19 protein-coding genes are annotated in these 21,084 nt (G+C 65.9%); 13 read left to right on the top strand and 6 right to left on the bottom strand.

The window, feature by feature from the left end; all coding sequences use genetic code 11:
* The first annotated feature begins 179 nt into the window (after positions 1-179).
* The 13 genes from fliF (at position 180) to fliR (ending at position 11,524) form a co-directional block, all read left to right on the top strand.
* Positions 180-1,841, top strand: coding sequence for a flagellar basal-body MS-ring/collar protein FliF (fliF, locus tag IPU70_RS28650; protein ID WP_207472549.1), 1,662 nt, complete (start codon positions 180-182; stop codon positions 1,839-1,841).
* Entirely contained in the window at positions 1,831-2,841 is a 1,011-nt protein-coding gene (fliG, locus tag IPU70_RS28645; protein WP_207472548.1) for a flagellar motor switch protein FliG, read from the top strand. Before fliF ends, fliG begins: the two co-directional genes overlap by 11 nt.
* Positions 2,834-3,577 carry a flagellar assembly protein FliH gene (gene fliH / locus IPU70_RS28640; protein ID WP_207472547.1) on the top strand — a complete coding sequence of 248 codons (744 nt, stop codon included), beginning with the start codon at positions 2,834-2,836 and terminating at the stop codon, positions 3,575-3,577. The genes fliG and fliH overlap by 8 nt, the downstream gene beginning before the upstream one ends.
* Positions 3,574-5,058 (top strand): flagellar protein export ATPase FliI, encoded by a 1,485-nt coding sequence (gene fliI / locus IPU70_RS28635; protein WP_207472546.1) that lies wholly within the window; start codon positions 3,574-3,576, stop codon positions 5,056-5,058. The genes fliH and fliI overlap by 4 nt, the downstream gene beginning before the upstream one ends.
* Positions 5,051-5,500, top strand: a complete 450-nt coding sequence (fliJ, locus tag IPU70_RS28630; RefSeq protein WP_013393411.1) for a flagellar export protein FliJ — start codon at positions 5,051-5,053, stop codon at positions 5,498-5,500. The genes fliI and fliJ overlap by 8 nt, the downstream gene beginning before the upstream one ends.
* Before the next feature lie 24 nt (positions 5,501-5,524).
* Positions 5,525-6,910: a flagellar hook-length control protein FliK gene (locus IPU70_RS28625; RefSeq protein ID WP_207472545.1), complete on the top strand. Its 1,386-nt coding sequence runs from the start codon at positions 5,525-5,527 to the stop codon at positions 6,908-6,910.
* A 170-nt stretch (positions 6,911-7,080) separates the two neighbouring features.
* Positions 7,081-7,707 carry a flagellar basal body-associated protein FliL gene (gene fliL, locus IPU70_RS28620; RefSeq protein ID WP_207472544.1) on the top strand — a complete coding sequence of 209 codons (627 nt, stop codon included), beginning with the start codon at positions 7,081-7,083 and terminating at the stop codon, positions 7,705-7,707.
* A 2-nt stretch (positions 7,708-7,709) separates the two neighbouring features.
* On the top strand, positions 7,710-8,717 hold the full coding sequence (fliM, locus tag IPU70_RS28615) for a flagellar motor switch protein FliM (protein ID WP_207472543.1): 1,008 nt from the start codon (positions 7,710-7,712) through the stop codon (positions 8,715-8,717).
* The gene (fliN, locus tag IPU70_RS28610; protein WP_207472542.1) at positions 8,710-9,261 is read left to right on the top strand and encodes a flagellar motor switch protein FliN; all 552 of its coding nucleotides are present in this window, start codon (positions 8,710-8,712) and stop codon (positions 9,259-9,261) included. The genes fliM and fliN overlap by 8 nt, the downstream gene beginning before the upstream one ends.
* A gap of 10 nt (positions 9,262-9,271) precedes the next feature.
* A complete protein-coding gene (fliO, locus tag IPU70_RS28605; RefSeq protein ID WP_013393406.1) occupies positions 9,272-9,595 on the top strand; it encodes a flagellar biosynthetic protein FliO in 324 nt (107 codons plus the stop codon).
* 27 nt (positions 9,596-9,622) lie between these two features.
* Complete coding sequence (gene fliP / locus IPU70_RS28600) at positions 9,623-10,414, top strand: flagellar type III secretion system pore protein FliP (RefSeq protein ID WP_207472541.1); 792 nt, start codon at positions 9,623-9,625, stop codon at positions 10,412-10,414.
* A gap of 17 nt (positions 10,415-10,431) precedes the next feature.
* A complete protein-coding gene (fliQ, locus tag IPU70_RS28595; protein ID WP_008163193.1) occupies positions 10,432-10,701 on the top strand; it encodes a flagellar biosynthesis protein FliQ in 270 nt (89 codons plus the stop codon).
* 34 nt (positions 10,702-10,735) lie between these two features.
* Positions 10,736-11,524, top strand: a complete 789-nt coding sequence (gene fliR, locus IPU70_RS28590; RefSeq protein WP_013393404.1) for a flagellar biosynthetic protein FliR — start codon at positions 10,736-10,738, stop codon at positions 11,522-11,524.
* A 54-nt stretch (positions 11,525-11,578) separates the two neighbouring features.
* Here the strand turns inward: fliR and IPU70_RS28585 are convergent, their stop codons facing one another.
* The 6 genes from IPU70_RS28585 to flgL form a co-directional block, all read right to left on the bottom strand.
* Positions 11,579-13,174, bottom strand: coding sequence for a PAS domain-containing methyl-accepting chemotaxis protein (locus tag IPU70_RS28585; protein ID WP_207472540.1), 1,596 nt, complete (start codon positions 13,172-13,174; stop codon positions 11,579-11,581).
* Positions 13,175-13,469: 295 nt separating this feature from the next.
* A complete protein-coding gene (locus IPU70_RS28580) occupies positions 13,470-15,203 on the bottom strand; it encodes a methyl-accepting chemotaxis protein (protein WP_207472539.1) in 1,734 nt (577 codons plus the stop codon).
* Positions 15,204-15,342: 139 nt separating this feature from the next.
* On the bottom strand, positions 15,343-15,810 hold the full coding sequence (locus tag IPU70_RS28575; RefSeq protein WP_207472538.1) for a hypothetical protein: 468 nt from the start codon (positions 15,808-15,810) through the stop codon (positions 15,343-15,345).
* A 29-nt stretch (positions 15,811-15,839) separates the two neighbouring features.
* The gene (locus tag IPU70_RS28570) at positions 15,840-17,690 is read right to left on the bottom strand and encodes a methyl-accepting chemotaxis protein (RefSeq protein WP_207472537.1); all 1,851 of its coding nucleotides are present in this window, start codon (positions 17,688-17,690) and stop codon (positions 15,840-15,842) included.
* Positions 17,691-17,789: 99 nt separating this feature from the next.
* The gene (locus tag IPU70_RS28565; protein ID WP_207472536.1) at positions 17,790-19,667 is read right to left on the bottom strand and encodes a methyl-accepting chemotaxis protein; all 1,878 of its coding nucleotides are present in this window, start codon (positions 19,665-19,667) and stop codon (positions 17,790-17,792) included.
* Positions 19,668-19,806: 139 nt separating this feature from the next.
* Positions 19,807-21,054 (bottom strand): flagellar hook-associated protein FlgL, encoded by a 1,248-nt coding sequence (gene flgL / locus IPU70_RS28560; protein ID WP_207472535.1) that lies wholly within the window; start codon positions 21,052-21,054, stop codon positions 19,807-19,809.
* Positions 21,055-21,084 lie beyond the last annotated feature (30 nt).

Raw genomic sequence — 21,084 nt, 5'->3', positions numbered from 1 at the left:
TTGTTGGGGACATAGGAGATAAGTAACGCCAAAAACCGGCTGTTTTCAACGATTGGGATGGACGTCTCAGGGGCAATAATCCACGCTCTCCCCAGACCAGAAGCACGTTGCATGTGTAATCTGCCCTACCCAGACATGAAGTCCCATTTCCAGCTCCGCGTGGCCAGCGGGGGCCGCCAATGAACCAGCAGGCCACCCTGAGTTCGTCGCTGCTGACGAAATTCCCCGTGCTGGAGAAGGTGCGCGCGCTGCCCAAGCCCATTCTGCTGGGTGCGGCGGCGGCGCTCGTTGCGGTCATCGTCGCCGTGGCGATGTGGAGCAGCGAACCCAAATACAAGGTGCTGTTCTCCAACCTGGACGACCGCGATGGCGGCGCCATCGTGGCGGCGCTGGGGACGATGAACGTGCCCTACCGCTACAACGAAACCGGCACCGCCGTGCTGGTTCCGGCCGACCGCGTGTACGACGCGCGCCTGCAGCTGGCGTCCCAGGGTCTGCCGCGCGGCGGCTCCGTCGGCTTCGAACTGATGGACAACGCCCGCTTCGGCGCCAGCCAGTTCACGGAACAGATCAATTACCAGCGCGGCCTTGAAGGCGAGCTGGCACGTTCGATCGAAGCCATGCACATCGTGCAGCATGCCCGCGTGCACTTGGCCATGCCGCGCCAGTCGCTGTTCGTGCGCGAGCGCCAGGCGCCCACCGCCTCGGTGCTGCTGAACATGCATCCCGGTCGCAGCCTGAGCGATGCGCAGGTCTCCGCCATCTCCTGGCTGGTGGCTTCGAGCGTCCCCGAACTCACCGCCGAGAACGTGTCCATCGTCGACCAGAACGGCCGCCTGCTGTCGGCGCCGATGGGCGAAGGCCGCGGCATGGACGCCGACCAGATGCGCTTCGTGCGCGAAATGGAACAGCGCACGGTCGAGCGCATCCTCACCATCCTTAATCCGCTGGTGGGCCCGGGCAACGTCCACGCCCAGGCCAGCGCCGACGTCGACTTCGCCCGCCGCGAGGAAACCTCCGAGGTCTACCGCCCGAACCAGGAACCCGGCCAAGCCGCCGTGCGCAGCCAGCAGACCAGCGACTCCTCCCAGCGCGGCGTCAATGCCGCCCAAGGCGTGCCCGGCGCGCTGTCGAACCAGGCGCCGGCCAACCCCCAGGCCCCCATCGCCAATCCGCCGCAACCGCAGCCGCCCCGCCCAGGCCAGCCGCAGCAGCCCGCCAACGCCCAGCAGCAGACCGGCACGCAGGCCACCACCGGCAACCTGAACGAACGCCGCGACGCCACCACCAACTATGAAGTGGACCGCACCATCAGCCACATCAAGCAGCCAGTGGGCAACCTCAAGCGCCTGTCCGTGGCCGTGGTCGTCAACTACATGCGCGACAAGGACGGCGAACTACAGCCCCTGCCGCCTGAAGAATTGAGCAAGCTGACCAATCTGGTCCGCGAAGCCATGGGTTACTCCGAGAACCGCGGCGACTCGCTCAACCTGGTCAACAGCCAGTTCAACGACGGCCCGCCGCCAGTGCCGATGTGGCGCGATCCGGAAATGATTGCGCTGTTCAAGACGATCCTGGCCTGGCTGGTCGGTGGTGTGCTGGCACTGTGGCTGTATCGCGTGCTGCGCCGCACGGTGGGCGACTATCTGTACCCGCCGGTTGACCCGGAACAGGCTGAAGCCGAACGCATCGAAGCGGCGCGCGAGGCCCAGGACGCGGCCCGCGCCAAGGAAGTGGACCGCTACCAGGACAACCTGGATCGCGCCCGCACGATGGCCAATAAGGATCCGCGCGCCGTTGCGATGGTTCTGCGCACCTGGATGAACAAAGATGAAAAATGATTCCACTCCGCTGGACGGCATGACGCGCAGCGCCGTCCTGATGATGTCGCTGGGCGAGGACGCCGCCGCCGAGGTCTTCAAGTACCTCGGCGCCCGTGAGGTCCAGCAGGTCGGCGCCGCCATGGCCAGCCTGAAACAGGTCACGCGCAGCGACGTCGCCGTGGTGCTGGAAGAGTTCCGCCAGGAAGCCGACCAGTTCATGGCCGTCACGCTGGGCTCGGACGACTACATCCGCACCGTCCTGACCAAGGCGCTGGGCAGCGACCGCGCCGCCGGCCTGATCGAAGACATCCTGGAAGCCGGCGAAGGCGGCAGCGGCATCGACGCCCTGAACTGGCTGGATCCGAACACGGTGGCCGAACTGATCGGCGACGAACACCCGCAGATCATCGCGACCATCCTGGTGCACCTGGAACGCGACCGCGCCGCCGGCGTGCTGGCGCTCCTGACGGACCGCCTGCGCAACGACGTGATGCTGCGCATCGCCACTTTCGGCGGCGTGCAGCCCGCGGCGCTGTCCGAACTCACCGAGGTCCTGAACTCGGTGCTGGCCGGCCAGGGCGCAAAGCGCAGCAAGATGGGCGGCGTGCGCACCGCGGCCGAGATCCTGAACATGATGAACTCCGCCGAGGAAGAAACCGTGGTCGCCAGCCTGCGCGAGCGCGACAGCGATCTGGCGCAGAAGATCATCGACGAGATGTTCGTCTTCGACAACCTGCTCGACGTCGAGGATCGCGCCATCCAGCTCATCCTCAAGGAAATCGACAACGACACGCTCATGGTCGCGCTCAAGGGCGCCCAGGAAGAGTTGCGCGCCAAGTTCCTGCGCAACATGTCCAGCCGCGCCGCCGAAATGCTGCGCGAAGACCTGGACGCGCAAGGCCCGATCCGCATGTCCAAGGTCGAGGCCGAACAGAAGAAGATCCTGCAGATCGCGCGCCGCCTGGCCGAGAGCGGCCAGATCGTCCTGGGCAACCAGGGGGACGACGCGTATGTCTGAGGTGGACAGCGGCGCCACGGCGCTCATCTCGCGCAGCGCTGCCTGGCGGCGCTGGCAGATGCTGTCGTTCGACCAACCCTCGGTCGTCGAGCCGGAGCCCGAGCCCGAACCCGATCCGGGTCCGGACCCCGAGGTGGTGATGGCCCAGCTGCGTGCCCAGGCGCTGGCCGAAGGCCGCGAGGAAGGCCACGCCCTGGGCCATGCCGCCGGCCTGGAAGCCGGCCAGCAGGCGGGATACGAAGCCGGTCTGGCCGCTGGCCGCGAACAAGGCTACGCCGAAGGCCTCAACCAGGCCCGCGAGCAAGGCGCCGCGGAAGCGCAGCGCCTGCACGCGCTGGTCGAGGCCTGCGCCGCGTCCCTCGGCTCGCTCGAAGAAAAAATGGGCCAGGGCCTGCTGACCCTGGCGCTGGACATCGCCCAGCAGGTCGTGCGCACTACGCTCGCCGAGCAGCCGGACACCGTGGTCAGCGCCGTACGCGAGGTATTGCACATCAATCCCACCGCCGGCGGCCAGATGCGCTTGTGGGCCAACCCCGAAGACATCGAACTGATCCGCCTGCACCTGGCGGACGAACTCAAGGAAGGCCATTGGCGGGTCCTGGCCGATGAGTCCATCTCGCGCGGCGGCTGCCGTGCCGAAACGCCCTACGGCGACATCGACGCCACCTTGCAGACGCGCTGGCGCCGGGTCGCGGCCTCGCTGGGTCGCAACGTGTCCTGGGAGGAGCCGGCGTGAGCGCCAATCCGGCCCCCGCCCTGCCCGGCCAGCCGGCCGCGACTGCCGTGCCGGTCATCGACCGCTGGCAGACCCAGCTGCAGATCGGCTCGATCCGCGCCGCCTCAACCGACCCCTGGCTGGTCAGCGGCAAGATCACGCGCGCCACCGGCCTGGTGCTGCACGCGACCGGCCTGCGCCTGCCGGTGGGAGCGGCGGCCCGCATTGAAATCGCCCGCGGCCACGACCATTGGGCGGATGCCGAAGTCGTCGGCTTCGACGGCCACACCCTTTATCTGATGCCGCAAGCCGACATTTCCGGCTTGCCGCCCGGCGCGCGCGTCGTGCCTGGCGAGCCTCCCGTGCAGCGCCAGATCCCGCTGCCGCGCAAGGCCGAACTGAACGGCAACGCCAAGCCGCAGCTGGGCCGCCACCTGCCGGTGGGCAATGCCTTGCTGGGCCGGGTGCTGGACGGCGCCGGCCGGCCGCTGGACGGTCTGGGTCCACTCACCGGCGCCGAACTGGCGCCCCTGTCCGCCCAGCCGATCAACCCGCTGTCGCGCGCGCCCATCGATACGGTGCTGGACACGGGCGTGCGCGCCATCAACGGCCTGCTGACGGTCGGCCGCGGTCAGCGCATGGGCCTGTTCGCCGGCTCCGGCGTCGGCAAGAGCGTGCTGCTGGGCATGATGGCCCGCTATACCAAGGCCGACGTCATCGTCGTCGGACTGATCGGCGAACGCGGCCGCGAAGTCAAGGAATTCATCGAGCACAACCTCGGCCCCGAGGGGCTGGCGCGCTCGGTGGTAGTGGCCGCACCGGCCGACGTATCGGCGCTGCTGCGCCTGCAAGGTGCCGCCTACGCCACCCGTCTGGCCGAACACTTCCGTGACCAGGGCCTGGACGTGCTCCTGATCATGGACTCGTTGACCCGCTATGCCATGGCGCAGCGCGAAATTGCCCTGGCCATCGGCGAGCCGCCCGCCACCAAAGGCTATCCGCCCTCGGTCTTCGCCAAACTGCCGATGCTGGTCGAACGCGCCGGGATGGGCGCGCCCGGACCGTCCGGCAAGGCCGGCTCGATCACCGCGTTCTACACCGTGCTGGCCGAAGGCGACGATCAGCAGGATCCGATCGCCGATTCGGCCCGCGCCATCCTGGACGGCCACGTCGTCCTGTCGCGCCACCTGGCCGAAGCGGGCCATTACCCGGCCATCGACATCGAAGCGTCGATCTCGCGCGCCATGACCTCGCTGATCACGCCCGAGCAGTTCGCCGTGGTACGCCGCTTCAAGCAAAGCCTGTCACGCTTCCAGCGCAACCGCGACCTGATCGCGGTGGGCGCCTACGCCGCCGGCAACGATCCGCAGCTGGACGAGGCCATCGCCCGCTATCCGCGCCTGGAAGCCTTTCTGCAGCAAGACATCGGCGAAAACGTCGGCTACGAAGCCGCGGTCAGCCAGTTGCGCGCCAGTTTCGAATTGAGGGACGCTTATGCCTAGCCAATTGCCTTTGGACATGTTGATCAACCTGGCCAAGGAAAGCACGGACGAAGCCGCGCGCCTGCTCGGCAGGCTCGGCGCCGAACGCACCAACGCCGAGCGCCAATTGTCCATGCTGCACGACTACCGCCAGGACTACCTGGAGCGGCTGCAGCAGGCCATGACCAGCGGCATGTCGGCCAGCGACTGCCATAACTATCAGCGTTTCATCAGTACGCTGGACGACGCCATCAGCCAGCAACAAGGCGTGCTGCGCCAGGCGGACGACAACCTCGCGAAGGGCCGGCTGTACTGGCAACAGGAAAAGCGCAAGCTCAACTCCTACGACGCCCTGGCGCAGCGCGAATTGCGCGCCCAGGCGGTAGTCGAATCGCGCCGCGAACAACGCGCCAATGACGAATACTCCGCCCGCCTGGTCCAACGCCAGACCGGCATGCATTAAGCAATACCTCACAGGAAGCCCCAGATGAACGCTCCCCTGCCCTCGATCGCGCCCGCTGCGCCGACCTCGATCGCCGACGCGCTTGGCGCCAAGGCCGCGCCCGTAAACAAAAAGGGTCCCAGTTTCTCCGACGTGCTGGCGCAACAGCGCCCCGCACAACAGCGGCCGAACCAGGCCGCCGACGCGCGCCCGGCCAAGAACGGCGCCAAAACGCCTGCCGACGGCCAGAATTCCGGCGACCCCGCCGCCCGCGCCGAAGGCGCCGCCGCCAGCGCCATCGACCAGGCCGTGCAGACCGCCGCGCAGGCCGAAGCTGGCGCGCTGGCAGTCGCCGCAGCGCAACCGGCCGTCATCCTGCCGCAGCAAGCGCTGGAGATCGCAACCCAGGCCGCCGAACAGGTACAGCTCGCGCGCGGCAACGCAGCGGCAGCCGCCGCCGCGATGAGCAGTGGCGCCGCCGTGCTGACCGCCGCGCTGAACGCCGCCGACGCCGCGCCCGCGACGCAGGCCGCGACTGCCGCTGCAGCGGGCGCTGGCGCCCTCACCGCCCCGCAGGCCGAGGCCGCCGCCGCGCTTGCCGCGCGCGACGCCGAAATCGCCGTGCCGGTCATCACCGCGGCAGTCAAGCCCGGCACCGACGCCCCCGCCGCCACGCAAGCGCCGACTCGCGTCCCGACCGCCGCCGCGCCCGTCAAGACCGAAACACCGCGACTCGCCGCGGAGGTCGCGCTGCCTCGTCCCGCCCGCGATGCGCGCGCCGAACCCGGCCACGCCGCCTTGCCCGAGCAAGCCGACGAGGCGCCGGCCCAGACTCTGGTCAGCGCCGAACAACAGTTCCAGGCGCCCCAGCATGGCGGCTCTGCCCAGGACCACCTGGCCCAGGCGCTGGCCGCCGCCACCCAACGCCAGCCTGCCGCGCCGATTGCCAACCAGACCGCCATCGCCGCTCCCGTCGTGCCGGTCGTGCTGCAGGTCGCCACCCCGGTTGGCGGCACTCACTGGGGCACCGAGCTTGGCCAGCAGGTCGTCATGATGAGCCACGGCGCGCGCCAGGGCATGCAGACTGCCGAACTGCGCCTCGACCCACCCGACCTGGGGCCGCTGCGCGTCAGCCTGAACCTGACGGACGGCGTGGCCAGCGCGTCGTTCGTGTCGGCCCACGCCTCGGTGCGCCAGGCCATTGAAACCGCCCTGCCGCAACTGCAGCAGGCGCTGGCCCAGGCCGGCATCTCCTTGGGCCAGACCAGCGTGGGCGAGCAAGCCGCCCAGCAGGAGTTCGCGCAGCAGGGCGGCAACGGCTCGCAACGCCATGCCGGCGGCGGCCAGACAGGCGCCGACAGCGTGGCCGAAGCGCCCGCCGCAGTGACGGTCGCGCGCAACGCCAATGCGCTGGTGGACACCTTCGCCTGACAAACAGGCGCACCGCTCGCGGCCATGGCTGCGGGCGGCGCAGCAATAGCTTGAGATACGCGGCTTTCGCCCTGTTTTTCGCCTCCAAGCCGAGGCGGCATTTGGGGCAGAATGCTTTCATCCACTAAGAACCCGTTTTCATCAGCGGCAAAACACGCATCGACACCGAGATGGCGACTTCCAAACCTTCACCCATGCCTGCGCGCGGCGCGCCTTCTTCCCGCTCTGGCGGCATGGGCCGTATTCTTCGCCCCCTGCTGGCGATTCTGGTGCTGCTCATCGTGGCCGCGGCCAGCGCCGGCGCAACCTGGTTCATCACCCAGCGCATGCAGCCGCAAAGCAGCGCAAACGTGCAACTCGGCGTCGGCCAGGTGCCAGCCGGCGAACCTGGCCAGCCCGGCCAACCCGGCCAGCCCACCCAAGGCCCGCAAGGCACCCCGACCACCTTCGTCGCGCCGCCGGCCAGCCCGATCGCTGTGCCCGCGCCGATCTTCGTGCCGATCGAGCCTTTCACCGTCACGCTGCAAAACCCGGACACGGAACGCATCATGCACGTGGGCCTGACGCTGCGCGTGAGCGACGAGCAGACCCGCACGCGTCTCGAAAAGTACATGCCTGAAGTGCGCAGCCGCATCCTGATGGTCCTGTCGTCGCAATCGCCCACCGGCGTGCAGACGCAGCAAGGCAAGACCGACATGGCCAACGCCATCAAGCAGGCGGTCAATCGTCCCTTCTCGCCCCTGCCGGACGGCCAGTACGTCACCGACGTGCTGTACACGGCGTTCGTGGTGCAATAAGCATGGCCTACGAGGCATTTCTTTCGCAGGACGAGGTTGATGCGCTATTGGCGGGCGTCACCGGCGAAAGCGACAGCAAAACAACCGCCGCGGACCAGAGCGCCGGCGCCCGCGCCTACGACCTGAGTTCGCCCGAGCGCGTCGTGCGGCGCCGCATGCAGACGCTGGAGCTCATCAACGAGCGCTTCGCTCGCCAGATGCGCCACGTGCTGCTGAACTTCATGCGCCGCAGCGCCGACATCACAGTGGGCTCGATCAAGATCCTCAAGTACGCGGACTTCGAGCGCAACCTGCCGGTGCCGAGCAATCTGAACATGATTCAGATGAAGCCCCTGCGCGGCACGGCGCTCTTCACCTATGACCCGAACCTGGTGTTCCTGGTCATCGACAGCCTGTTCGGCGGCGATGGCCGCTACCACACGCGTGTCGAAGGCCGCGACTTCACCACGACCGAACAGCGCATCATCCGGCGCCTGCTCAACCTGACCCTGGAAAGCTACGGCAAGTCCTGGGACCCCGTCTATCCGATCGAATTCGAGTACGTGCGCTCGGAGATGCACACCAAGTTCGCCAGCATCACCGGCAACAATGAAGTGGTGGTCGTCACCTCCTTCCACATCGAATTCGGCGCGACCGGCGGCGACCTGAACATTTGCCTGCCCTATTCCATGATCGAGCCGGTGCGCGATCTGCTGACGCGCCCGCTGCAGGAAACCACGCTCGAGGAAGTGGACCAGCGCTGGGCGCAGCAATTGTCGCGCCAAGTGCGCAGCGCCGATATCGACGTGGTTGCGGAGTTTGCCCGCATCCCCTCGTCGATCCGCGAACTGATGCGCCTGAAGGTGGGCGACGTCCTGCCCGTAACCGTGCCCGAAACCATAGTCGCCAGCGTCGACGGCGTGCCGTTGATGGAATGCGGCTACGGCGTCTTCAATGGCCAGTACGCCCTGCGCGTACAGAACATGTTTACCCACGATACAGAATCCAACGAGGCCTCTGACCATGACTGACAAGAACGAGCCCGGTACCGGCTCGTCCCCGGCCGACGACTGGGCCGACGCGCTCGCCGAACAATCCCGCGCCAATCCGCCCACCCAAGCCGACGGCCTGAAGCCCCAGGACGACTGGGCTGCCGCGATGGCTGAGCAGACCGCCTCGGCCGCACCCGCCGCGCAACCGGCCGCCGCGCCGGCCCCCGCTCCCGCAGCCCCGCCTGCCGCATCCGCCGCGCAATCGGCGGCGCAATCCGTGTTCAAGCCGCTAGCCGGCGCCACGGCTGGTGCTGGCGCGGACATCGACCTGATCATGGACGTGCCCGTCCAGCTGACGGTCGAGCTGGGCCGCACCCGCCTGACCATCAAGAACCTGCTCCAGCTGGGCCAGGGTTCCGTGGTCGAGCTGGACGGTCTGGCGGGCGAGCCGATGGATATCTTCGTCAACGGCTACCTGATCGCCCAAGGCGAAGTCGTGGTCGTGGAAGACAAGTACGGCATCCGCCTGACCGACATCATCACGCCGTCCGAGCGGATCAACCGCTTGAACAACCGCCGCTGATCCTGGCGTCATGGACGACTCCGCCCTCCTGCGCGTCATCATCGGCCTGATCCTGGTCGTGGCCGCCATCCTGGTTTCGGCCTGGCTGGCGCGCCGCGCAGGGCTGACCCCGCGCGGCGGCGGCAATCTGCTGCGGCAGGTGGCCAGCCTGCCCGTCGGTCCGCGCCAGAGCATCGTGGTGGTGGAAGTCGAAAACACCTGGCTGGTGGTGGGCGTCGGCCCGAACCAGCTCAACACCCTGCATACCCTGCCCGCCGGCCAATTGCCGGAGGCTTCGACCTTGCCCGCCGCCGCCTTCGCGGCCAAGCTGGGCCAGGCGCTCAAGCGCCGCTAGCGCTGCCGCGCCCTCCAAGCGACACCCATGAGTTTGCCCATTAGCACGACACCCGCCCGCGCCCGGCCCGGCGCACTGCACCTGCTCGGCGCCGCGGCCCTGCTAGGCCTGGCCTTGTTCCCCGCCGGTGTTGTCGCACAGGCCACCTTGCCCGCGCTGACCGCCACGCCGGGGCCGAACGGATCCGAAACCTATTCGCTCAGCATGCAGACCCTGCTGCTGATGACGTCGCTGTCGTTCCTGCCCGCCGCGCTGCTGATGATGACGGGCTTCACCCGCATCATCATCGTGCTGGGCCTGTTGCGCAGCGCCATGGGCACGGCCATGTCGCCGCCCAACCACGTGCTGATCGGCCTCGCACTGTTCTTGACCTTCTATACGATGTCGCCGGTGTTCGACAAGATCTACACCGACGCCTACAAGCCGCTATCCGAGGGCTCAATCCAGTTCGAGGCAGCCGTGGAACGCGCGGCCGGTCCGCTGCGCACCTTCATGCTGCACCAGACGCGTGAAAACGATCTGTCGCTGTTCGCCAACCTGGCCAAGCAGCCCGCCCTGGAAGATCCCTCGCAGGTGCCCCTGCGCATCCTGGTGCCCGCGTTCATCACCAGCGAACTCAAGACCGCGTTCCAGATCGGTTTCACCATCTTCATCCCCTTTCTCATCATCGACCTGGTCGTCGCCAGCGTGCTGATGGCGCTGGGCATGATGATGGTGCCGCCGGTGACGGTGGCCCTGCCCTTCAAGCTGATGCTTTTCGTGCTGGCCGACGGCTGGAACCTGCTCATGGGGTCGTTGGCCCAGAGCTTCTATCAATAACCTGGAGGAGAATCGCCATGACCGCCGAAACCGTCATGACCATGACCTACCAGGCGATGAAGATCGTGCTGGCGATGGCTGGACCGCTACTGCTCGTGACGCTGGTGGTGGGTCTGGTCATCAGCATCTTCCAGGCTGCCACGCAGATCAACGAAATGACGCTGTCGTTCATTCCGAAGCTGCTGGCCATGTGCGGCGTACTGGTGCTGCTCGGTCCCTGGCTCATCGGCGTCATGGTCGACTACATCCGGCAGCTGATCGGCCAGATCCCCATGCTGGTGTCCTGAGCGGGCACAGCCGCCGGACCCCGGGCCTCTCCCCATGATTGCCTTCACGCTCGAGCAGCTCAACGGCTGGATCGGCCAGTTCCTCTGGCCATTCGTGCGCATCCTGGCGCTCGTGGGTACCGCCCCTTTGTTCTCCGAATCGCTGATTCCGATCAAGGTCAAGATCGGGCTGTCGTTCGTCCTGGCCGTCGCGATCAGCCCTGCGCTGGATCCCGTTCCTCCTATTGCGCCCGGTTCGTTCACTGGGCTGTGGATGGTCATGCAGCAAGTGTTGATCGGCATTGCGCTGGGCTTCACGATGCGCCTGGTGTTCGCCGCCGTGCAAACGGCCGGCGAATTCGTGGGCCTGCAGATGGGCCTGTCGTTCGCTTCCTTCTTCGATCCGAGCTCCGGCGCCAATACCGCGGTGCTGTCGCGCCTGTTCAACATCATTGCGATGCTGACATTCCTGGCATTGGACGGGCATCTGCTGGTCCTGGCCGCGCTGGTACGCTCCTTCGATACCTTGCCCGTCGCCATGATTCAGCTACACCAGAACGGCTTTGGCGTCGTGGTGGAATGGGGCAAGACCATCTTCATATCCGGCCTGCTGCTGGCGCTGCCGCTGATCTGTGCGCTGCTGACCATCAACCTGGCCATGGGCATCCTGAATCGCGCGGCGCAGCAGCTGTCCGTGTTCTCGATCGGCTTTCCAGTGACGCTCATCATCGGTGTGACGATTCTGACTGTCGTGCTACCGCACGCGGGGCCTTTCCTGGAATCGCTGTTCGAATCCGGCTTCACCGCAATGAGCCGGGTCGCCGACGCCTTGGCGGGCAAGTAGCGGCCCGGGCGCACGCCGGACGCTGGGGCGGCGCCTGACGCCGCCCCGCCCTCCTTACTGCTGCCCGGTAAGACGGAACACGCGGATCGTCTCGCGCAATGCGCCCGATTGGCTACCCAGTTGCATGACGGCGCCGCCCAGGTCCTGGACCAGCGCGGTGTTCTGCACCGTCATCACATCCATCTGCGACACCGCCGTATCCACCTGCTCGATGCCGCTGGACTGCTCCTGCGACGCCTGGGAAATCTCGCCAATGATGTCGGTGACGCGGTGCACGGCGGCCACGATGTCCTGCATCGTCGCGCCCGCCTGCTCGGCCTGCAGGGAGCCTTCGGTCACGCGTTCCACCGAGTCCTCGATCAGGCCCTTGACCTCCTTGGCGGCCTGGGCGCTCTTCTGCGCCAGGCTGCGGACCTCGCCCGCCACCACGGCGAAGCCCTTGCCGGACTCCCCGGCGCGGGCCGCCTCGACCGCCGCGTTCAGAGCCAGGATGTTGGTCTGGAACGCGATGCCCTCGATGATGCTGACGATGTCGGCGATCTTGCGCGAACTGTCCGAAATGCCGTGCATGGTGTTCACCACCTGCCCGACCGCCACGCCGCCCTTGCGCGCCACTTCCATGCTGCTGGCCGCAAGCTGGTTGGCCTGTCGCGCATTGTCGGCGTTCTGCCGCACCGTGGAGGTCAGCTGTTCCATGCTGGCGGCGGTCTGCTGCAAGGACGCTGCCTGGCCTTCGGTGCGGCCCGCCAATTCCTGGTTGCCGCGCGCGATATGCGCCGCGGCATGGGTCGTGCCTTCGATGCCGCGGTACACGTCCTGAGCGATCCCGATCAGGCTTTTGCGCATCACTTCGAGCGAGAACTTCAAACTGCCGATCTCGTCATCGGAATCCGCCACGATCTGCGTGGTCAGGTTGCCTGCGGCGACCTGGCGCGCCATATTGGCGGCATCCACCATGGGATCCAGCAGCGACCGGGACAAGCGCCAACCCATGCCGAAGATGGCAATGACACCCAGTGCGATGGCCGCGCAGCCGACGCTCGCGCCCAAAGTGCTCAGCTCCGCCCAGTTAGTCCGCAAACCATAGATCCCGGCGCCGGCGACGATGCCTGACGACAGCAGCGCATGGCGCAGCATGCGGCTGCGGACATTGCTGCGGAAAGCGAACGTCAGCACGTCCAGGCCACGGCGCCAACCGGCGCGCACGGGACGCCCGCGCAGGATGCGCACGCCCCGGGCCGTCCCCTCGCGGATGCGGGCGTACAGGTCCTCGGCCATTTCAACCTGCTCTTCGGACGGCCGTACCCGCACCGAGGAGTACGCCACGACCTCGCCGTTCTCGACGATGGGCGTCGCATTGGCCAGCACCCAGTAGTAGCCGCCGTCCTTGCGCCGGTTCTTCACCAGCCCCAGCCACGATTCGCCCGCCTGCAGCGTCTCCCACAGGTCCTCGTAGGCTTCGGGCGGCATGTCGGGATGGCGCACGATGTTGTGCGGTTTGCCGATGAGTTCTTCTCGGGAAAAGCCGCTGACTTCGATAAAGGCCGGATTCGCATAGACGATCCGGCCCTTGGTATCCGTGCGTGAGATCAGGTACTGATCTTCGCGCAGCTTGGTTTCTACATTGTGGACGGGTAGGTTGACGCGCACAGCTTGTCTCCGGGTACATCATATCGGGCAGCGAATGAATATCGGCGAGCAAACCGGATCTGACGCCCCGCATAGACGTGTTCCCCCGCCAGGTTCGTCAGCTTCGGGAACAGCATGATCCCCGCATTTTCGAACACTGTTCACCGCCCTTTTCAGGCGTTATTTTTGTTAACGGCTAAATTTTCGAAAACTTAACGTGCGCATGAGTTTTGCGCGCGCCAAGGCGTAAAGCACATGGACCGCGGCCGCGCATCAGCGCGGCCGCGGTCCTGTTGCAGACGTCAGAAGACTGGCGTCACACCTGCGTCAGCGTCGGCGCGGCGTAACCACCCGACAGTTGGTGTGCCGGAACTTCGATGACTTCGCCCGCGTTGATCTTGAACACGGCCACTGCTTCGGCCAGGCGTTGCGCCTGCTCCTGCAGCGATCCCGCGGCCGCGGCCGCCTCTTCCACCAGCGCCGCGTTCTGCTGCGTCACCTCGTCCATCTGCGACACCGCGCGGTTCACCTGGTCGATACCGCTGGATTGCTCTTCCGACGCCGCCGAGATCTCGCCCATGATGTCGGTCACCCGCTTCACCGAGGCCACGATCTCCTGCATCGTCGCGCCAGCGCGTTCCACCTGCTGCGAACCCGCGCCGACCTTGGTCACCGAGTCCTCGATCAGGCCCTTGATTTCCTTGGCCGCCTGGGCGCTGCGCTGCGCCAGCGAACGCACTTCGCCCGCCACCACCGCAAAGCCCTTGCCCTGCTCGCCTGCGCGCGCGGCTTCCACCGCGGCGTTCAGCGCCAGGATGTTGGTCTGGAACGCAATACCGTCGATGACCGACACGATCTCGGAGATCTTGCGCGAGCTGGCCGAAATGCCTTGCATCGTGCTGACCACTTCCGACACCGCCGAACCGCCGCGCTCGGCCACGTCCGAGGCGCTGGCCGCCAGTTGGTTGGCTTGGCGCGCGTTGTCGGCGTTCTGCTTCACGGTCGAAGCCAACTCTTCCATCGAGGCCGCGGTTTCTTCCAGCGAGGCGGCCTGTTCTTCCGTGCGGCTGGACAGGTCCGTGTTGCCGGCCGAGATCTCACGCGAACCCACCGTAATCTCGTCGACGCCGCGGCGCACTACCGACACGGTACGGGTCAAGCTTTCCTGCATGCGCTTGAGTGCAGCGAACAGCTGGCCGATCTCATTGTGCGAGCGCACTTCCACTCGGCTGGTCAGGTCTCCCGCGGCAATCTTGTCGAAATGCTGGCCGGCTTCCACCAAGGGGCGTACCACCAGGCGGCCGAACACGATGCGGGCCAGGATCATCAGCAGCACCGCCAGGCCGACCGCGACGCCCACCGCCACCATGGCGAGGTTGAAATTGGCTTCGGCCTCGTCGATCGTGGCTTGCTGCTGGTCGCCAATGTACTTGCCGAATTCGCTGAGCGCCTCGATGAAGGCGGCGCTGCGGGGCGTGCCGTACTCGTTGTTCACCATATAGAAGGTGGAATAGTCTTCGCTGCGCAAGGCTTCGACCATGGTGTCCACGCCGTCGTCGATGTACGAGCGGTAGCGGCGCACCAGATTCATCGACAGCTGACGGCCGGTGTCATCCTGCAGCATGTTCTTCTGGAAATCGGCGAAGCGGCTACGCACGCCGGTCAGCAGGTCCGTGGCGCCCTTCAAGGCCGCTGCGGCGTCGCGGGCCGAGTTCTCTCCGCTGCCCCAGCCGGATTCCTGGAGGTGGCGCGCGGCAACCATCAGGGCAACCCGCGCGCGCAGCATGTCGCTGTTGATCACTTCGACCTGCTTGGAACGCTCGGTCAAGGCATTGACCTCGCGGATCGACTCATAGTTGCTCTGCAGGAAGTACGCGGCCAGACCGCCCACCGCCGCGATCAACACGGCGAAGAACGCCATGACCCACAGCAACATGGTGCCGACGCGGGCATCGCGCAACCGCAGCTTGCGCTTCACCTTAGGTGCGCGCGCGGCCTTCTTCTTTCCGACCTTGCCGGATTTCGCACCGGATTCGAGACTCGCTTCCATATTATTTCCCCATCCCTCAGGAACTACTCTGACCAAATGAAAAACCACCCGATCGACATGCCTTGTTACACGAGGCATGCACTTCGGGCGACGTACATCGCGGCGCGCGCCGCGATGCTCCCCGCTGGACTACAGGGCGCTATTTGCCCTGAGGCTGCAACCCGGTCGGTTCACCCGGACCCGGGATGTAGATGGTCTGCACCTCGGGCGCCACGGTGGATGGCGCCACGTCCTGACGCAGGTCAGGCATAGGCGCGGGTCCCAGCAGCTTCTGGCGTTCCCAAGGTTCCAGCAAGATATTGGTGCTGTCGACGAGGCGCAGCAGCCGGCCGTCCGGGCCGAACTGCAACAGCGCTTCCTTGCGGCTGTACAAGCCGTCCGCGACGAAGGTGATTTTGAAGGCCCAGAGCGCGAGCAGCGTGCCGTCAGTCTGCTTATAGAGCTTGTCGGGCGGAGCGGTAAGCGTGCGCGATGCCTCTTCCAGCGTCGTCTGCCCCGGCGTCAGCATCGACAACTTGCCCGGGTCGAAGTTATGCCCCGTCGCCGCGCAGCCGGCCAGAAACACCGCTATCGCGGCGGCCGCCAGAAGATGTATATAGCCTCGCATACCCTACCCATTTACCGGCCAGGCCGGTGTCAGAAAGATTCCCAATCGTCATCCGCAGGCGCGGCCCGGCGGCTTGGCGCCGTCGCGGGCTTCACCTCCGACGCGGCCGCCGGACGCACTGCGGGACGGCGCAGCGGCCGGGCCGCCGTCGCCCCTTCGGCCGCGGCCGGCTTGGCCCGCGAGGAATGCGTCAAACGTACGGCCGGAACTGCCTTGGCTTCCGGGGCAGACGGCTCCGCCTGCGCTGCGGGAGCGACCGGGGCAGGCACGCGCGGCGCGCGGCGCTGGCCAGCCAACTGGTGCGCCGGGACTTCGATCACTTCGCCCGCGTTGATCTTGAACACGGCCACTGCTTCGGCCAGGCGCTCCGCCTGCTCCTGCAGCGATCCCGCGGCCGCGGCCGCCTCTTCCACCAGCGCCGCGTTCTGCTGCGTCACCTCGTCCATCTGCGACACCGCGCGGTTCACCTGGTCGATGCCGCTGGATTGCTCTTCCGACGCCGCCGAGATCTCGCCCATGATGTCCGTCACCCGCTTCACCGAAGCCACGATCTCCTGCATCGTCGCGCCAGCGCGTTCCACTTGCTGCGAGCCCGCGCCGACCTTGGTCACCGAATCCTCGATCAGGCCCTTGATTTCCTTGGCTGCCTGGGCGCTGCGCTGGGCCAGCGAGCGCACCTCGCCCGCCACCACCGCAAAGCCCTTGCCCTGCTCGCCCGCGCGCGCCGCTTCCACCGCGGCGTTCAGCGCCAGGATGTTGGTCTGGAAGGCGATACCGTCGATCACCGACACGATCTCGGAAATCTTGCGCGAGCTCGCGGAAATTTCCTGCATGGTGTTGACCACTTCCGACACCGCCGAACCGCCGCGTTCGGCCACGTCGGACGCGCTGGCCGCCAATTGGTTGGCCTGGCGCGCATTGTCCGCGTTCTGCTTCACGGTCGAAGCCAGTTGCTCCATCGATGCCGCGGTTTCCTCCAGCGAAGCCGCCTGTTCTTCCGTACGGCTGGACAGATCCGTATTGCCTGCGGAAATCTCGCGCGAGCCCACGTTGATCTCGTCCACCCCGCGGCGCACCGACGCCACGGTGCGGGTCAGGCTTTCCTGCATGCGCTTGACCGCCGCCATCAGCGTGCCGATCTCATTGGTCGAGGCCACGTCCACGCGGACGGTCAGGTCACCGCCAGCGATCTTGTCGAAACTGTCGCTGACGGCGCGCAAGGGGCGCAGGACCACGCGGTTCATGAACAGGAAGGCGCCCAGCCATACCGCCACGATCAGCACGGCCAGCACGACGTACACAATGGCCATCGTCGCCGCCTGCGAGCGCGAGGACGACACCATCTCTTCGCTATAAGAGGTAATGTCCTTGGCGAATTCGGTCAATTGCTTCGAAAAGGCCCCGCTCGCGGCGCCCGCCCGGGTGTTCTTCAGATCCAGGTAGGCTGCCGAATCGCCCTTGTCCAAGGCCGACATCATGGCTTGCAGCGCGTCGGCAAAGCCGTTGAACGACGAAATGAGGTCGCCTTCGGCGCTCTTGCCGACTGCCGTGGTCTTTGGAATGGTCTTGAAGGTCTCCATCTTCTTCTTGGCATCCGCAACCAATTGCTGCACCGTGCGCGTGTTCTCGCTGGCGCCGCTGGCGTCGCCCGTGGCCCGCTGCGCAGCGGCAATGTCGGCGCGTATCGTGGCGCGCAGCATCTGCGTGTATGCGTCCTTGATCAGATTGGCCTGCTGAACGCTCAAACTGTCCAAGGCGTTGATCGCCTCGGAGTTGGCTCGCATGCTGTTCCAGCCCAGGACGATGGACACCAGCGCGGCCAAAGCCACCGCCAACTGGGCAAGCATCAAGCCCGTGCGCACCTTCAGATTGCTAAACATTTCCGTATATTCCGGTAGTCGTCCCGGCGGCATTCTTGCCGCCAGGCCGTAAATAGGGGGGTAGCTTTACTGCATGTGCTGCGCTGACGGATCCCTCCGTCAGAAAGACTCCCAATCGTCGTCCGACGAAGGTGCCGGCCGTCGGCTGGCCGGTGACGCCGCAGGGGCGGCATCCTTGGCGCTCGCCGGGCGGATGGTCGGCCGGCGTAACGGACGAACGGTGGTGGCGGCTTCCGGGGCCGGCTTGGGCCGGGCGACTTGCGTCAACCGTGGCGCGGGCGCGGCCTTCGGGACAGGTTCCGCCGGCGGCGCATCTGTCTTGACGGGTTCGGCCGACGCCTTGCCTGCCGCAGCCGCCTGCGGAGCCGGCATGCGCGGCGCGCTGCGTTGCGATGCCAATTGCTGCGCGGGGGCTTCGATCACTTCGCCGGCGTTGATCTTGAACACGGCCACCGCTTCGGCCAGGCGTTGCGCCTGCTCCTGCAGCGAACCCGCGGCCGCGGCCGCCTCTTCCACCAGCGCCGCGTTCTGCTGCGTCACCTCGTCCATCTGCGACACCGCGCGGTTCACCTGGTCGATACCGCTGGACTGCTCTTCGGACGCCGCCGAGATTTCGCCCATGATGTCCGTCACCCGCTTTACCGAGGCCACGATCTCCTGCATCGTCGCGCCAGCGCGTTCCACCTGCTGCGAACCCGCGCCGACCTTGGTCACCGAGTCCTCGATCAGGCCCTTGATTTCCTTGGCCGCCTGGGCGCTGCGCTGCGCCAGCGAACGCACTTCGCCCGCCACCACCGCAAAGCCCTTGCCCTGCTCGCCTGCGCGCGCGGCTTCCACCGCGGCGTTCAGCGCCAGGATGTTGGTCTGGAACGCAATGCCGTCGATGACCGATACGATTTCGGAAATCTTGCGCGAACTGGCCGAAATGCCTTGCATCGTGCTGACCACTTCCGACACCGCCGAACCGCCGCGCTCGGCCACGTCGGACGCGCTGGCGGCCAACTGGTTAGCCTGGCGCGCGTTGTCCGCGTTCTGCTTCACGGTCGAGGCCAACTGTTCCATCGAGGCCGCGGTCTCTTCCAGTGAGGCCGCCTGCTGCTCGGTGCGGCTGGACAGGTCCGTATTGCCGGCCGAGATCTCGCGCGAACCCACGTTGATCTCGTCCACGCCCCGGCGAACCAACGCCACCGTGCGGGTCAGGCTTTCCTGCATGCGCTTGATCGCCCCGAACAACTGGCCGATCTCGTTGGTGCTGCGTACGTCGATGCGACCGGTGAAATCGCCGCCCGAGATCTTCTCGAAGTGATCGCCCGCTTCACGCAGCGGCCGCAGCACGGTCCGGCTGATGAACATCCAGCATCCCAATGCCAGGGCCAGGGAAATCGCCAGCATCACGATCGTGACCGTACGCGAAACGCCGTGGGCCGTTTCGGCCTGCAAGACCAGTTCGTCGGTGCTGGAGTCAATATGCGCCAGCACCTCTCCCACTGCCTCTCTCAATGCCGTGTTCGCGGCACTGCCGGCGTCGTTCAAGTCCAGGTAGTCCTGTACGGCCATGGTCGACAGCGCAGCCGCCTGACGCTTGACCACGCCGTCGAATTGCCTGTAGGCGCTCTCCAGCTTTTGATTCACGGCCTCCGAGCCTTCCAGGCGCGGCGCCTTGCGGTATGCATCCAGTGCCTTGACGCCATCCTGCATCAGGCCTTCGGCGCGTTTGACCTGCGCGTTCGCCTGTTCGGTCTTTCCTTGCTGCAGATCCATCAGTGATGTCGCCAGCAACAAGCGGCCGCGCAAAAACAGGATGTAGGAGCGGTTTAACTGTGTGGCCTGAGTGGAATAGGCATCATTGACCCGCTCCAGCTTCTCATTGCTCGAGTTCAGCCCCATCCAGGCGACGCCATTGGATATGAACATGGCGCCCGTGAAGAGCAGCAACACCAGAACGAGACAGGTGCGGACTTTCAAGTTGACAAGCATGGAATATCCGAACGTTAAGCAATGTGAAACGAGAATTTCCTACACTGCACGCACACACGGACGCCCCGGCCCTTGGCCGGTAGCGTCCGCAAAGGCGCAACTCTACGCACTCGATGGCGCGCTTTTACCTACCGCATTACTACTTGCGGCTAAACAGACTCGATCCCTGGATGGTCATGAACGCCGCCGACGCGGCTTGCAGCGCGACTTGGCGCAATGCGAGCTGGCTGGCGCCTTGGTAGTAGTCCAGTTCTTCAAGATCCGACAGGGACTTGGAGTAAGACAGGCCCTTCTGCGTACCCGTGGCGCTCAGCGCATCAAGTTCATTCATTCTGGCACCGACCGAAGCCTGCACCGTCAGAACGTTGTCATAGGTATTCGCCAGCTTCTTGTTGGCTGTTGCCAAAGCATTGTTCAGCTTGGCAGTCGCCACAGGGTCGCCAGCACTAGGCGCGTCCAGGGCTGCGATGACGTCGTCCAGGGTGGCAAACACGTCCATATTGGAAGATTGGACGCTATCGACCTTGATCACGTCACCAGCCTGCGGGGCACCCTTTATCGATACGGAAACGCCGCTGCCCAGATTGATCGCGGCGCCATCGGTGTAAGCCGTCGCAGGAGATCCCGCAATAGGCACGGTCGCGCTGGAACCGTCGGGATTCGTCGTCGTGACCCGATAGCCGACCGCTCCCGTGGCCGCGTCGGTTTCAAACTGGACCGAGAACTTCATGCCCGTGTTGGCCGAACCCGGCGTCACGGATGGCGAGCCAAACTCGGCGGTGCCAGTATTGGAATTGGCTGCAGAAGCCACAAAGGCCTGCGAACCCGGATTGGCGCGGCCAAAAATGTCCTTACCCAGATCGCTGGAGGACAGTTGACGGCTTTGATCGACTTGAATGGTGCGTTCACCGACCGAATTGCTGTAAGCGATCTTGCCTGCGGCGTCCTTGGAGTACGGAATAACGCTGCCATCATTACCCGAGAACAGATACTGGCCGTTTCCGTCCGTCGTGTTCGCCAATCCCAGCAAGGCCTCGCGGGTACTCTTGAGTGCGGTGGACAAGGTCTGACGGTCGCTGTCCGACAGCACGCCACCCGCCTGGATGATGCGCGTCCGCGCCTCCTGCAAGGCATTAGTCACGGCTGTCAGCGTGTTGCTTTCCTGGCCGAGATTCGTGCTGGCGGTCTGGCGGTTCATGCCATACGTGTTGTTCATGCTCTGGGTCTGCGCCACGCTGATAGCGAGCGCGGCGGCCAGGGGATCGTCCGCCGGCGTCAGGTTCTTGCGCCCGCTGCCGACCTGCTCGACCAGGCGGTTCATGTCGGATTCCTGAGAGAGAACGCCCTTCAGGCCGTTCGAGTACATCATCGAGGTGCTCAGGCGCATGGTGAAGCTCCGAAATTTTCTTTATTGGTC

It is taken from the genome of Achromobacter sp. SD115, assembly GCF_017355315.1.
GTDB classification, from domain to species: Bacteria; Pseudomonadota; Gammaproteobacteria; order Burkholderiales; family Burkholderiaceae_B; genus Achromobacter; species Achromobacter xylosoxidans_B.
This window is presented reverse-complemented; position numbering and strand designations above follow the sequence as displayed.